This window comes from Streptomyces sp. NPDC006643 (genome assembly GCF_042870175.1).
GTDB lineage: Bacteria > Actinomycetota > Actinomycetes > Streptomycetales > Streptomycetaceae > Streptomyces.
Map to the genome: position 1 here is coordinate 135,118 of NZ_JBIAHA010000019.1, position 12,178 is coordinate 147,295.

The 12,178-nt window shown below is 70.2% G+C and carries 12 protein-coding genes; 7 read left to right on the forward strand and 5 right to left on the reverse strand.

The genetic code is table 11. The annotated features are described in order from the left end of the window. Nucleotides 1-13 precede the first annotated feature (13 nt). On the reverse strand, nucleotides 14-1,720 hold the full coding sequence (locus ACFYNU_RS25270) for a bifunctional 3'-5' exonuclease/DNA polymerase (protein WP_356588735.1): 1,707 nt from the start codon (nucleotides 1,718-1,720) through the stop codon (nucleotides 14-16). 187 nt (nucleotides 1,721-1,907) lie between these two features. Here ACFYNU_RS25270 and ACFYNU_RS25275 point away from each other — a divergent pair, with 187 nt between their 5' ends. Continuing rightward, complete coding sequence (locus ACFYNU_RS25275; protein WP_356588733.1) at nucleotides 1,908-2,822, forward strand: NADP-dependent oxidoreductase; 915 nt, start codon at nucleotides 1,908-1,910, stop codon at nucleotides 2,820-2,822. Between the two features lie 270 nt (nucleotides 2,823-3,092). Next, nucleotides 3,093-4,094, forward strand: coding sequence for an SDR family NAD(P)-dependent oxidoreductase (locus tag ACFYNU_RS25280; protein ID WP_356588731.1), 1,002 nt, complete (start codon nucleotides 3,093-3,095; stop codon nucleotides 4,092-4,094). A gap of 22 nt (nucleotides 4,095-4,116) precedes the next feature. On the opposite strand, the gene ACFYNU_RS25285 is transcribed toward ACFYNU_RS25280, so the two are convergent. Beyond that, nucleotides 4,117-4,683, reverse strand: coding sequence for a sugar O-acetyltransferase (locus ACFYNU_RS25285; RefSeq protein WP_356588729.1), 567 nt, complete (start codon nucleotides 4,681-4,683; stop codon nucleotides 4,117-4,119). A 219-nt stretch (nucleotides 4,684-4,902) separates the two neighbouring features. Between ACFYNU_RS25285 and ACFYNU_RS25290 the strand changes: the two genes are divergently transcribed. Further along, complete coding sequence (locus ACFYNU_RS25290) at nucleotides 4,903-6,117, forward strand: DUF2786 domain-containing protein (RefSeq protein WP_356588727.1); 1,215 nt, start codon at nucleotides 4,903-4,905, stop codon at nucleotides 6,115-6,117. Nucleotides 6,118-6,172: 55 nt separating this feature from the next. On the opposite strand, the gene ACFYNU_RS25295 is transcribed toward ACFYNU_RS25290, so the two are convergent. Continuing rightward, entirely contained in the window at nucleotides 6,173-6,664 is a 492-nt protein-coding gene (locus ACFYNU_RS25295) for a hypothetical protein (RefSeq protein ID WP_356588725.1), read from the reverse strand. Between the two features lie 263 nt (nucleotides 6,665-6,927). Between ACFYNU_RS25295 and ACFYNU_RS25300 the strand changes: the two genes are divergently transcribed. After that, a complete protein-coding gene (locus tag ACFYNU_RS25300; protein ID WP_031230206.1) occupies nucleotides 6,928-7,164 on the forward strand; it encodes a DUF397 domain-containing protein in 237 nt (78 codons plus the stop codon). A 97-nt stretch (nucleotides 7,165-7,261) separates the two neighbouring features. Here the strand turns inward: ACFYNU_RS25300 and ACFYNU_RS25305 are convergent, their stop codons facing one another. Beyond that, nucleotides 7,262-7,756 (reverse strand): ATP-binding protein, encoded by a 495-nt coding sequence (locus ACFYNU_RS25305; protein WP_356588723.1) that lies wholly within the window; start codon nucleotides 7,754-7,756, stop codon nucleotides 7,262-7,264. Nucleotides 7,757-8,083: 327 nt separating this feature from the next. On the opposite strand from ACFYNU_RS25305, the gene ACFYNU_RS25310 reads away from it, so the two are divergent. Then, nucleotides 8,084-8,974, forward strand: coding sequence for a helix-turn-helix transcriptional regulator (locus ACFYNU_RS25310; protein ID WP_356588721.1), 891 nt, complete (start codon nucleotides 8,084-8,086; stop codon nucleotides 8,972-8,974). Nucleotides 8,975-9,190: 216 nt separating this feature from the next. Then, a complete protein-coding gene (locus ACFYNU_RS25315; RefSeq protein WP_356588719.1) occupies nucleotides 9,191-10,648 on the forward strand; it encodes an aldehyde dehydrogenase family protein in 1,458 nt (485 codons plus the stop codon). A 23-nt stretch (nucleotides 10,649-10,671) separates the two neighbouring features. On the opposite strand, the gene ACFYNU_RS25320 is transcribed toward ACFYNU_RS25315, so the two are convergent. Next, nucleotides 10,672-11,472, reverse strand: a complete 801-nt coding sequence (locus tag ACFYNU_RS25320) for a VOC family protein (protein WP_356588717.1) — start codon at nucleotides 11,470-11,472, stop codon at nucleotides 10,672-10,674. A gap of 40 nt (nucleotides 11,473-11,512) precedes the next feature. Between ACFYNU_RS25320 and ACFYNU_RS25325 the strand changes: the two genes are divergently transcribed. Further along, nucleotides 11,513-12,154 (forward strand): PadR family transcriptional regulator, encoded by a 642-nt coding sequence (locus tag ACFYNU_RS25325; protein ID WP_356588715.1) that lies wholly within the window; start codon nucleotides 11,513-11,515, stop codon nucleotides 12,152-12,154. Nucleotides 12,155-12,178: the final 24 nt, after the last annotated feature.

Here is a 12,178-nt window from a genome sequence, read left to right on the forward strand (position 1 = left end):
GGTCCTCCCGTGCTCACTTGGCTTCCGAGTACCGCTCCACCGTCGCCGTCGTGAACGGAAACCGCACCGGGGTCTGCCCGAAGGCGATCCGGCCGGCCAGCTCACCCGCCTCCCGGATCGCCACCGCCACATCCGCCGCCTCCGCCAGCGGACAGTGCACGATCACCTCGTCGTGCTGGAAGAAGACCAGCTCCGCCCGCATGTCCGCGGTCGCGCTCCGCAGCGCCGCCAGCATCAGCAGCGCCCAGTCCGCGGCGCTGCCCTGCACCACGAAATTCCGGGTGAAGCGGCCCCGTGCGCGGGCGTTCGAGGACGCGTACCCCGGGGTGAACCCGGCCCCGCCGGACGGCACTTCACCGGACGACGGCTCGTCGGTCTCCTGCGGGATACCCGCCTCGCCGCCGTCCTCCGAACCGGCCGCCGGCGGACTCGTCCGGCCCAGCCACGTCCGTACGAGCCGGCCCTCCTCGCCCGCCCGCGCCGCGTCGTCCACATACGCGACGGCCCGCGGGAACCGTCTTCGCAGGGCGGCCAGATTCTTCAGGCCGTCGCCGGACGTCTGCCCGTAGATCGCGCCCAGCAGCGCCAGCTTGGCCTGCCCGCGGTCACCGGCGAACGCCCGGTCCGACAGCACCTTGTACAGATCGTCGTCGTGCCCGGCGACCTCCATCAGCCCACGGTCGCGGGAGATCGCGGCCAGCACCCGCGGCTCCATCTGATCGGCGTCCGCCACCACCAGCCGCCACCCGTCGTCGGCGACGACCGCTCCACGTATGACGCGCGGGATCTGCAACGCGCCGCCGCCGTTGGTCGTCCAGCGGCCGGAGACCGTACCGCCCGGCAGATACTCCGGCCTAAAACGCCCGTCCCGCACCCAGTCCTGGAGCCAGCTCCAGCCGTGCGCCGTCCAGATCCGGTACAGCTTCTTGTACTCGATCAGCGGAGCCACCGCCGGATGGTCGATCTCCTCCAGCTCCCACCGCCGCGTCGACTTCACCTTGAACCCCGCCCGCGTGAACGCCTTCACCACGTCCGCCGGAAGATCGGGCCGTACACGCCGCCCGAACGCCGCCGAGACCTGCTCCGCCAGCTCCGCCAGCCGCCGTGGCTCACCCCCGCCCGCGTACCGCTCACCCAGCAGCCCGTCCAGCAGCTCACGGTGCACATCCGCCCGCCACGGCAGACCCGCGCCGTGCATCTCGGCGGCCACCAGCATTCCTGCCGACTCCGAGGCCGTCAGCAGCCGCATCCGGTCCGGATGCTCCGCCGCGTCGTGCCGTCGCTGCTGCTCCGCGTACACCTCCAGCAGCCCCTCGAAGGAGATGTCCGCCCCCGCCTGCGGCTCGAAGAGCGAGGACTGCGAACCCGGCTCGGCCGCACGGGCCGGCGGATCCGGCGGCACGGGCCCCCGCCGCAGCCGCGCCCAGGCCGCCGCCGCCGACCGGGGCTCCCCGAGGCGCCCCTCGTGGCCGAGCAGCAGCAGCTCCGCCGCCTCGATGTCGTAACACCGCTCCACCCGCACACCGGCGGCCAGTAGCCGGGGCGCCAGCTCGGCGGTGGACCGCCACACCCACCGCGTCACCTCCGGCAGCCGGGCCCTGACCGCCTCGACGAGATCGGGCTCGCGCAGCACGGGACCGGCGGGGCGCGCGTCAGCGCCCAGCGGCGCGAGCCACGCGCCGCCACCCTCCGCCGGGGCCAGAGCCCACCGTCCGCTCATGTGCCCGAGTCTCGCAGCCGGGTCTGACAACGGGCCGGTGCGCGAGGGCGCCGGTCGGATCCATTTCGAGAGGCGGACGGAGCCGTCGGCGGAGACCATCGAAATGACTCGCAAGAGACATCGACACGCATCGATACGCACCGACACGCATCGACACGCACCGACACATCGCGCTACGGAGGCCGACATGCAGGCGATCGTTTTCGAGGAGTACGGCGGTCCTGAGGTGCTTCAGCTCGCGGACATCGAGCAGCCTGAGCCGGCACCGGGCCAGATCCGCGCGTCCGTGCGGGCGGCGGGGGTCAACCCGGCCGACTGGAAGATCCGTAAGGGCTGGATGGACGAGGTCTTCCCGACACAGTTCCCCGCCGTCCCCGGCAGTGAGTTCTCCGGAGTCGTGGACGCCGTCGGCGACGGTGTCATCGGACTCTCCGTAGGAGACGAGGTCCTCGGCTGGTCCGTCGGCGGCTCCTACGCGCAGTACACGCTGGCCACCCTCGTCGTACCGAAGCCGGCCGGGCTGAGCTGGGACGTGGCGGCGGCGCTGCCGGTCGCGGGCGAGACGGCCCGGCGGGTCCTCGACGACCTGGCCCTGAAGGAGGGCGAGACCGTCCTCGTGCACGGCGCGGCGGGATCCGTCGGCTCGATCGCGGTCCAGCTCGCCGCGGCGCGCGGGGCGACGGTCATCGGCACCGCCTCCCCGGCCAACCACGACTACGTACGGCTGCTGGGCGCCATCCCGGTGACGTACGGCGAGGGCCTGGTCGAGCGCGTACGCGCGGTCGCGCCCCAGGGCGTGGACGCGGTCTTCGACACCGCGGGCAAGGGCGCCCTGCCGGACTCGATCACCCTGCGCGGCGGTACGGCCGACCGCGTCATCACGATCGCCGACCCGACGGCCGCCGAGCACGGGGTGGCGTTCTCCTCAGGCGGCTCGACCCCGGAGGAGAGCCGCGCGGGCCTCGCCGAGCAGGCCCGGCAGGCGGCGGACGGCACGCTGCGCGTCCTGGTGGCGCGGACGTATCCGCTGGCGGAGGGGGCGCAGGCCCAGACGGCGAGCGAGTCGGGTCACTCACGCGGCAAGCTGATCATCAAGCCGTGACCTGACGACGGGCCCTCCCTGGACGCGGGACCACACGCGGCGGGACCAGTCGGGACGGGGCGAGGCGCGGCGCAGACCGGGGCCGGGCCCGGGGTGCCGTGTGCCGATGTCGGGGATCTGTCGGCCCCTTGTCGGTCGCCGCTGCGAGCCTTGGAGCGGTGGGACGGGTGCGGGCGCCGCGTGTGGCGTTCCGCCCCGCTCCCTCCGGTCGGCCGACCGAGCAGCCGGCCCGCCTTGCCCGCAGTCCCGAGTACGAGGAGCCCGCCCGCCATGTCTTCCCGATCCGGCCCGTCGTCCGGCCGCTCGTCCGGCCCGTCCCGATCCGGCAACCACCGCTGGGACGTTCACCGGCCGCCCCCGGCCCCGGGCCGGACCTTCCTGGTCACCGGCGGCAACGCGGGGATCGGCTACTTCGTCGCCGAGCAGCTCGCCGGCACCGGAGCCACCGTCGTCATCGGCAGCCGCAGCGCCGAGAAGGCGGCAGCCGCCATGGTCTCGATCCGCTCCCGTGTCCCCTCCGCCGACATCCGTCATCTCCAGCTCGACCTCGCCGATCCGGCCTCGCTCAAGTCCTCGGTGGACACCCTGGAGATCGACCGTCTCGACGCGGTCGTCCACAACGCCGGGGTGGCGCTCGACGATCCCCCGCGCCGCGAGACCGCGAGCGGCGACGAGTTGATGTTCGGGACCAATCATCTCGGCCACTTCCTGCTGACCCAGTGGCTGGCGCCCTTGCTGTCCGCCGCGCCCGCAGGCCGTGTCGTGACGGTCGGCAGCTTCGCGGCGAGGTCCGAGCGGCTGGACCTGGCCGACCTCCAGTCCATGGAGGACTACCAGCCCAAGCGCACCTACGGGCGGTCGAAGCTGGCGCAGATGTACTTCGGCCTCGAACTCGACCGCCGCCTGCGCGCCGCCGGCAGCACCGTGCTCAGCGTGCTGGCCCACCCGGGAGGGGCGCTGGACTCGCTCACCCCCTCCCGCCCGCCGGTCCACGTCCGTACCACCGGCGAGCGTCTGCGCGGTCTGCCCGCCGGTCTCCTCATCCAGGGCAAGGAGGCCGGCGCGTGGCCCGCCGTGCGTGCCGTCCTCGACCCCGAGGTCGGCGGAGGACAGCTCTGGGGACCGCGGGTCTTCGGGCTGCGCGGCAGGCCACGGCCCGAGACCGTCAAGGGCCATCTGACCGACACCGCCACGGCGGCCCGCCTGTGGGACGCCAGCTGCGAATTGACCGGCGCCGACCCCGCCCTCGGATTCGGTCCCGGCCTTCGGTAGAGGTCCGGGCGCTACACGGGCGCTACACCAGTTCGCGAATCACCCGCGCCGGGTTCCCGACCGCGAGGACCCCGGCCGGCAGGTTCTTCGTGACCACGGATCCCGCGCCCACCACCGTGTTCTCGCCGATCGTCACGCCGGGACAGACGATCACGCCGGCGCCCAGCCAGACGTTGTCGCCGATGGTCACGGCAGCCGCGCGCTCCCAGCCCGCCCGGCGGCGCTCGGTGTCGAGTTCATGGGTCGGCGTGAGGAGCTGGACGTTCGGGCCGATCTGGACGTCGGAGCCGATGGTGACCGGCCCGCAGTCGAGGAAGACGGCGCCGAAGTTGATGAACGTACGGGCGCCGATGGTGATGTGTGTGCCGAAGTCGCAGTTGAACGGGGGCCGGATCCGTACGCCCTCGCCCACCGACCCCAGCAGCTCGCCCAGGATCCGCTCGCGCCCGTCGGCGTCGGGCAGCCCCTCCCCACTGGTGCCGTTGTACGCGGAGCACAGGTCGGCCCGCCGCCGCGACTCGGCCTCCAGCTCCTCGTCGTCCGGCAGATACCACTCGCCGGCCAGCATCAGCTTCTTGTTCTCGCCCATCTGCGTGCGTGTCCTCTCATCGGCAGTTCCACCACGGTAGGCCGGGGTGCCGGATCGTGGGACGGAGCCCCCTCAACCTGTGGACAGACCGGCGATCTCGCAGGTCGTGCAGTAGTTCGATATGCACAGCCTGTGGATAACCCGTCCTCTGGGACCATGGACGGAAGGCCCGTCGCCGGGGCAGGTCAGGGGCGGGGCGGACAAGGGGAGACGGTTCTTATGCCAGGCACGGTCGACGGCGCCTTCGCCGCCGCGCTCTACGCCGATCCGGTGGCGGACGGCGGCAGAGGTCTCGACACCGGCGCCTCGCTGCTCGCCGCCGATCCGGCCGCCGACACCGAGCTTCGCCGACGGGGCGAGCAGTTCCTGCGCCGCGCCTGGGAGCGCGGCTGGCAGCCCGCCGACGTCGTCCGGCTCGTGAGCCGCGATCTCGACGTACCGCACACCTGTCTCGTCGCCGAGCTGATCACGGCGGAGGCCGTCCGGTACGAACGGGTGGCGCCGCGCTGGGGCGCCCAACTCGCGGAGATCGCGGCGGACCTCGAAGCCGACCGCAAGACCGGCGCCGCGCCCCGGTCCACCGATCGCTTCTCGTCCGCGACCACCGCGCTGGAGCTGTACCGGCTGCTGGTCCGGCTGCCGGCGATCGAGGCCGTGGGACCGGTCCCCGGCACGCCCGTCCACCTCCCGGCGGCCGACGGCGAACCGCGCATGCTCACCCGTATCCGGGCCCTGCTCGCCAAGGCGGAGGGCACCGACTTCCCGGAGGAGGCCGAGGCGCTGAGCGCCAAGGCGCAGGAGCTGATGGCCCGGCACAGCATCGACGAGGCCCTGCTCGCGGATCGCGCGCACTCCGGCGACGTACCGGCCGCCTGCCGGATCGGGGTGGACGCCCCGTACGAGACGGCGAAGGCGATCCTTCTCGACGCCGTGGCGTCCGCCAACCGCTGCCGGGCGGTGTGGAACAGCGGATTCGGATTCTCCACCGTGGTCGGTTTTGAGCCGGATTTGGAGGTCGTGGAGCTGCTGCACACGTCGCTGCTCGTGCAGGGGACCGCGGCGATGACCCGTGCGGAGGCCGCCCAGCGGGCGTCGGGCCGACGGCGGACGAAGACCTTCCGGCAGTCGTTCCTCATGGCGTACGCCCATCGGATCGGCGAACGGCTCGCGGCCACCGCCGAACAGGTCACGGCCGACGCGGCGCGGGCCACGGACGCCGGGACGGCCGGTACGGGCACCGGTGACCCCGCCCTGACGGCCGGCGGGGGAGGACGGCTGCTGCCCGTCCTGGCGGCACGGGACATGGCGGTCACCGACCGCGCGGAGCGGATGTTCCCGGAAACGGTACGGACCAGGGTGCGTGGTGCGACCGACGGCGAAGGGTGGGCGCACGGCAGGGCGGCGGCCGACCGCGCCCGCGTCACCTCCTCATAAAGAGGGCGCCGGGTTCAGGTGAACCGGCGCCCTTTTCAAGAGAAAGCGGTCTCCGTCAGGGCGTCGGAACGCCGGTCGGCAGCCCCCCGGGCAGTTTGCCGGGATCCGTTTTGGCGAGGCTGTCCTTCGTGCCGCCCTCCCACGAAAGCACCAGTTTCTTCCCGTCGTTGGAGTCGATCGACCCCATCGTGCGGTCGGTGTTCCCGTCGGCGCACTTGAGCGACAGCATCGGCTCGCCGCCCATCTCCTGGACGTCGCCCTGGCAGATGTGCTCGTCGGCGATGAGAGCGGCCTTGCCCTCCTTGACGGACAGTGCGACGGCCTTGCCCTCCGTCATTCCCGCCCAGGTGCCTTCGAGGCTGTCGGCGGTGGCACCGCTGTCCGGAGTGGATTCGCCGTCGCCGGCCTCCGACTCGCTCGGGGCCGGTGCGCTGCTGCCCTTGTCCTTGCCGGAGTCGTCACCGCTGTCACTGCCGCCACAGCCGCCGAGAGTGAGCGCGACCACGAGTCCGGCGGCGGCGACGCCGCTTCGTACGAGCCTGTGCATGTGTCTGTCCCCCTTCAGTTCCACGACCGCGCCAAGCTACCAGGACGGCCCCGGAGAACTGCGTCGGCGAGTTCCGGACGAGTACGGGAAACAGCGGCACCGAAAGGGCTTTCCGTTCGTCCTATGGAATGAGGCATACGTTCGCAAGCCTGTAGTCAAGGGAACACCCCCCGTGCACGTGCATCTGCTCATGCATTGGCATGTGAACACAGCTATGATCCGAGCTAGTTGACACTTGCACCATGCAACTCGGGGAGCGTCCTGTGCACCACGCGTACAACGGCATGGCGGCCACCGAGCTTCACGGAGTCGTCTGGCAGAAGAGCAGGCACAGCAATTCGCAGGGCTCCTGCGTCGAGTTCGCCAAACTGCCCGGCGGGGGTGTGGCGGTCCGGAATTCACGCCACCCCGAAGGACCCGCCCTCGTGTACACCCGGGCCGAGATCGTGGCCATGCTGGCGGGTGTGAAGGACGGGGAATTCGATCATCTGACGGCCTGAGGCCGCGTCCTCAGCCGGCGGCCCCGGGGGCATGTCGAGTGACGGCCCGAGGTCATCTCCTCAAGCCGCCCGTCGTCATTCGGTAAGCCGCTCGCCGTCATTCGGTCCGTAGCCGGAACAGCGCCCAGACCACTTTGCCGTGCAGCGAGCCGGCGAGCGGATGCCAGCCCCAGGTGTCGCTGAACGAGTCCACCAGGAACAGCCCCCGGCCGGACTCCGCGGCGAAATCCTCGTCCGACTCGCGCGCCGTGGGGCCCGCGTGACTGGGGTCACGTACCGCGCACACCAGCCGGGTCGTCCAGCGCATCAGATGCAGCCGTACGGGCGGCTCCTGCGGCTCGCGCGGTGTGTCCGAGGGGAGGGCGTGCCGCAGTGCGTTGGTGACGAGTTCGGAGACCACCAGCGCGACATCGTCGAAACGGTCGTCGAGTTCCCACTGGAGAAGTGTCGTCCGGGTGAACTGCCGTGCGCCGCGCACCGCTTCGTAGCGGGCCGGCAGCGCGCACGACGCCGAGCTGGAGACGGCTGCGGGATCGATCGGCGGAAGCCCCTGCCTTAACGGCTCAAGCACGGTCGATCCATTTGTCCCCATGCGAGGCACTCCCCGGGATTCGCGGCCGTAGCGATACTGCGGTGGTACAGCGTCACAACACGTCAAACACGAACGAGCACGCAGGTGCGGCGAGGACCATGGTTCCCAATGCGCAGGGCAGATGCAAGGGCAGATGCACGTGCACGCGCCCGACTCGTCCAGGAATGTGGCGTTCCGCATTATTTCTTCTCTTGACTACTTTCTCGCTCTTCCCAAAGGCTTCTCATTTCTGTAATCGAATGAGTACGGGCTGATGCGTTTGATGGCACAATCCGGCTCTCAGGGTTCGGGGGTACTCCGAGGGTGTCGTGGGATAAATAGTGGGAGATGGACCGTATGGGGAGGGTTGGAGACGTGACCGCAGTGGAACCGGGCGGATCCGTGGTGCGGCGCATACTGCTGGGCTCGCAGTTGAGGCGGCTGCGTGAGTCGCGCGGCATCACGCGCGAGGCGGCCGGTTACTCGATCCGCGCGTCCGAGTCCAAGATCAGCCGTATGGAGTTGGGGCGGGTGAGTTTCAAGTCCAGGGACATCGAGGACCTGTTGACGCTCTACGGAGTCGCCGACGAGATGGAGCGAGGGTCCCTGATCGGTCTCGCCCGTGAGGCCAATGTCGCCGGCTGGTGGCAGAGCTTCGGCGACGTGCTGCCCGGCTGGTTCCAGACGTACATCGGACTCGAAGGCGCCGCCTCGCTGATCCGGATCTACGAAGTCCAGTTCGTGCACGGCCTGTTGCAGACCGAGGCGTACGCGCACGCCGTCGTCAGACGTGGCATCCCGAACGCACCCCAGGCGGAGGTGGACCGCCGTGTGGCGCTGCGTCAGGAGCGCCAGAAGGTCCTTGTCTCCGAGCGTGCCCCGCGGCTCCACGCGGTGCTCGACGAGGCCGCGCTGCGCCGTCCGTACGGCGACCGGGCCGTGATGCGCGGCCAGTTGGCGCATCTGATCGAGGTCTCCGAGCATCCGACGGTCACCCTCCAGGTGATGCCGTTCAGCTTCGGCGGCCACGCGGGCGAGAGCGGCGCCTTCACGATGCTGCGCTTCCCCGAGTCGGACCTCTCCGACCTCGTCTACCTGGAACAGCTCACGAGCGCGCTGTATCTCGACAAGCGGGAGGAAGTCACCCAGTACGAACGGGTGATGACGCGCCTGCACGAGGACAGCCTCGGCCCCGCCGAGAGCCGCGATCTGCTGCGAGGTCTGCTGCAACTCTCCTGAGCGAGAAGGCTCCGAGCGGGACTCTCCTGAGTGAGCACTCCCGAGCGAGCGCGATCGACCAGGAGTGACCATGGACGACCATGAACGATCAAGAACGACCGATGTCGTACAGCCAAGCGAGAGACGGTATTCGGACGTTCTTGAAGCCCCTTGACTCTGCTGGGGCGTAAGTATGATGACGTGACATCAGTTTCCGGTTCTGAGGTTAGGGATCACATGTCCTTCTTCGCCGAACTCGACCAGCAGTACATCGACGGCGAGTGGCGGCCCGGCAGTGGCTCGTGGGACATCATCGATTTCAATCCCTACAACGGCGAGAAGCTGGCCTCGATCGCGGTCGCGACGGCCGACGAGGTGGACCAGGCGTACCGCGCCGCCGAGCGCGCGCAGACGACCTGGGCGGCGACCAACCCGTACGCCAGGCGGCAGGTCTTCGAGCACGCGCTGCGCATCGTCGAGGACCGCGAGGAAGAGATCACCGAGGCGATCATCGCCGAACTCGGCGGTACGCGCCTGAAAGCGGCGTTCGAGCTGCGCCTCGCCAAGGAACTCCTGCGCGAGGCCGTACAGCTCACGCTGCGCCCCGAGGGCCGGATACTCCCCTCGCCCGTGGACGGCACCGAGAACAGGGTCCACCGCGCGCCCGTCGGCGTGGTCGGTGTCATCAGCCCCTTCAACTTCCCGTTCCTGCTGTCCCTCAAGTCGGTCGCCCCGGCGCTGGCGCTCGGCAACGCCGTCGTACTGAAGCCGCATCAGAACACCCCGATCTGCGGCGGATCCCTGGTGGCGAAGGTGTTCGAGGACGCGGGCCTGCCCGCCGGACTGCTGAACGTCGTCATCACCGACATCGCCGAGATCGACGACGCGCTGATCGAGCACCCGATACCGAAGGTCATCTCCTTCTCCGGCTCCGACCGGGTGGGCCGGCACGTCGCCGTCGTCTGCGCGAAGAACTTCAAGCACTCCGTGCTCGACCTCGGCGGCAACAGCGCGCTGATCGTGCTCGCCGACGCCGATGTCGACTACGCGGTCCACGCGGCGGTCTTCAGCCGGTACGCGTACCAGGGCCCCGTCTGTATGGCGGCCAACCGCATCCTGCTGGACCGCTCGGTCGAGAAGGAGTTCACCGAGAAGTTCGTCGCCAAGGTCAGGACGCTGACCGTCGGCGACCCGGCCGACCCGAAGACGGTCGTCGGCCCGCTCATCAGCTCCCAGCAGGCCGACGCCGTCGGCGCGCTGGTCGACGAGACCGTCGAGGCGGGCGCGACCGCGCTGGTACGCGGCACCGTCGACGGCAATCTCGTCTCCCCGACCGTGCTGACCGGTCTCCCGCTCGACTCGCCCGTCCTGACCCAGGAGATACTCGGCCCGGTCGCGATCCTGCTGCCGTTCGACACCGTGGACGAGGCGGTCAGGATCGCCAACGACACCAAGTGCGCGCTCAGCGGTTCGATCCACACCGGTGACGCCGAGCGGGGCGTCAGGGTCGCGCGGCGGATCAACACCGGCATGATCCACGTCAACGACGGTACGGGCCACGACGAGCCGATCGTCCCGTTCGGCGGCGAGAAGCACTCCGGGGCCGAGTGGCTGAACGCCCAGTCGATGGTCGACGCCTTCACGACCCAGAAGTGGATCTCGGTGCAGCACGGGCGTTCCGTCTTCCCGTTCTGAACCGGGGGTGGCCGGGCCACCGGCTACCGGCTCTCCTCCGGCAGATCCGGGTCGCGGCGCCCGGGGAGTGACTCCAGCAGTTCCGCCGCACGCGCCGAGTCGTCAACCACCTCGGCGCGCTCCGCCTCCGTCAGTTCGACGGCGGCGGCCCTCTCGAGGAAGCCGCGTGCCTCCTCGTCGCGCTCCAGACGCTGCGCGACATCGCCGCGCAGCACGAGCAGCCGGTAGAGCTGTACGGGGGTCGGCGGCGCGCCCTCCTTACCGAGGCCGTCGCCGTCACCCAGACCGCTGTCGCTCGCGGCGGCGTCCCTGAGGGCGTGGTCCAGCATCTTCACGGCGGCCCCCAGGTCCTGCTTCGAGTCGGCGAAGGCGACCGCCAGGTGCAGGGCGCGCGCGTACGGCTCCTTCGGCGGGGGCTGATGGTGCCCGTCGCTCTCGGCGTCGTTCGGCTGCCCGATCCTGATGGTGTTGCCGCCCGGGTCCGTCATGAGGAACTGCCGCACGCCGTACGACATGTCCTTGACCGGCCCGATCCGGGGCAGCCCCCGGGTCGGGACCCTCCCGTACGCCGCCTTGAGCCCGGCCCGGAAGGCGCCGTACATCCCGTCGACGTCGTCGGTCAGCACGTAGCAGCCGCTGAACGACACGGTGGGGTCGTACTTCTTCATGCCGAAGAACTGGAGTTCCACGTCACCGCGCTCGACGACCGCGTAGGCGTAGGGACTCTTCTGTATGAAGGTGATCTCGAAGCCGAGTGCGGCGTAGAAGTCGACTACGGGTTGGATGGTCTGACACGGGAGGAGCGGGATGGTCTTCTCTGTCATGTCGAGTACTCTAGTCAAAGTTGAATAGAAGGGGATGGCGATGTCAGCGATCCGGCTGCTGGTGCTCGGCGCGGTGCGCCAGCACGGCCGCGCGCACGGCTATCAGATCCGCAACGACCTGGAGTTCTGGGGCGCGCACGAGTGGTCGAACGCGAAGCCCGGCTCGATCTACCACGCGCTCAAACAGATGGCGAAGCAGGGGGAGTTGCTGGCGCACGAGGTAGCGCCGAGCACGGCGGGCGGTCCGCCTCGTACGGAGTACGAGCTGACGGAGGCCGGGACGGCCGAGTACTTCCGGCTGCTGCGTGAGTCCCTCGTCGCCTACGACCAGAAGGCGGACGTGCTGTCGGCCGGTGTCGGCTTCATCGTCGACCTGCCGCGCGCCGAGGCGATCGAACTGCTGAAGGAGCGCGTGCGAGCGATCGAGGGCTGGCGGGCGTCCGTGACGGAGCACTACGTGCCCGAGGACGGCCCGGAGCAGCTCGGGCACATCGGCGAGATCATGAATCTCTGGATCAGCCAGGCCGACTCCGGGGTGGAGTGGACGCGCGGATTCATCAAGCGCATCGAGGCTGGCGCCCATGTCTTCTCGGGCGAGGGGGACCCGTTCGTCGGGGTGCTCGCCGAGGGCGAGGAGAACCCGTACGCGACGGGCGTCCGCAGCGAGGGCGACGACGACTGACCAGTCCCACCGTGCCGCGGAATC

What these genes read in the sequence shown, in the direction of transcription:
- ACFYNU_RS25310 (WP_356588721.1), top strand. Translation starts at nt 8,084, where the DNA reads ATGGACCGTATGGGGAGGGTTGGAGACGTGACCGCAGTGGAACCGGGC.
- ACFYNU_RS25280 (WP_356588731.1), top strand. Translation starts at nt 3,093, where the DNA reads ATGTCTTCCCGATCCGGCCCGTCGTCCGGCCGCTCGTCCGGCCCGTCC.
- ACFYNU_RS25285 (WP_356588729.1), bottom strand. Translation starts at nt 4,683, where the DNA reads ATGGGCGAGAACAAGAAGCTGATGCTGGCCGGCGAGTGGTATCTGCCG.
- ACFYNU_RS25295 (WP_356588725.1), bottom strand. Translation starts at nt 6,664, where the DNA reads ATGCACAGGCTCGTACGAAGCGGCGTCGCCGCCGCCGGACTCGTGGTC.
- ACFYNU_RS25270 (WP_356588735.1), bottom strand. Translation starts at nt 1,720, where the DNA reads ATGAGCGGACGGTGGGCTCTGGCCCCGGCGGAGGGTGGCGGCGCGTGG.
- ACFYNU_RS25325 (WP_356588715.1), top strand. Translation starts at nt 11,513, where the DNA reads ATGTCAGCGATCCGGCTGCTGGTGCTCGGCGCGGTGCGCCAGCACGGC.
- ACFYNU_RS25275 (WP_356588733.1), top strand. Translation starts at nt 1,908, where the DNA reads ATGCAGGCGATCGTTTTCGAGGAGTACGGCGGTCCTGAGGTGCTTCAG.
- ACFYNU_RS25320 (WP_356588717.1), bottom strand. Translation starts at nt 11,472, where the DNA reads ATGACAGAGAAGACCATCCCGCTCCTCCCGTGTCAGACCATCCAACCC.
- ACFYNU_RS25305 (WP_356588723.1), bottom strand. Translation starts at nt 7,756, where the DNA reads ATGGGGACAAATGGATCGACCGTGCTTGAGCCGTTAAGGCAGGGGCTT.
- ACFYNU_RS25290 (WP_356588727.1), top strand. Translation starts at nt 4,903, where the DNA reads ATGCCAGGCACGGTCGACGGCGCCTTCGCCGCCGCGCTCTACGCCGAT.
- ACFYNU_RS25315 (WP_356588719.1), top strand. Translation starts at nt 9,191, where the DNA reads ATGTCCTTCTTCGCCGAACTCGACCAGCAGTACATCGACGGCGAGTGG.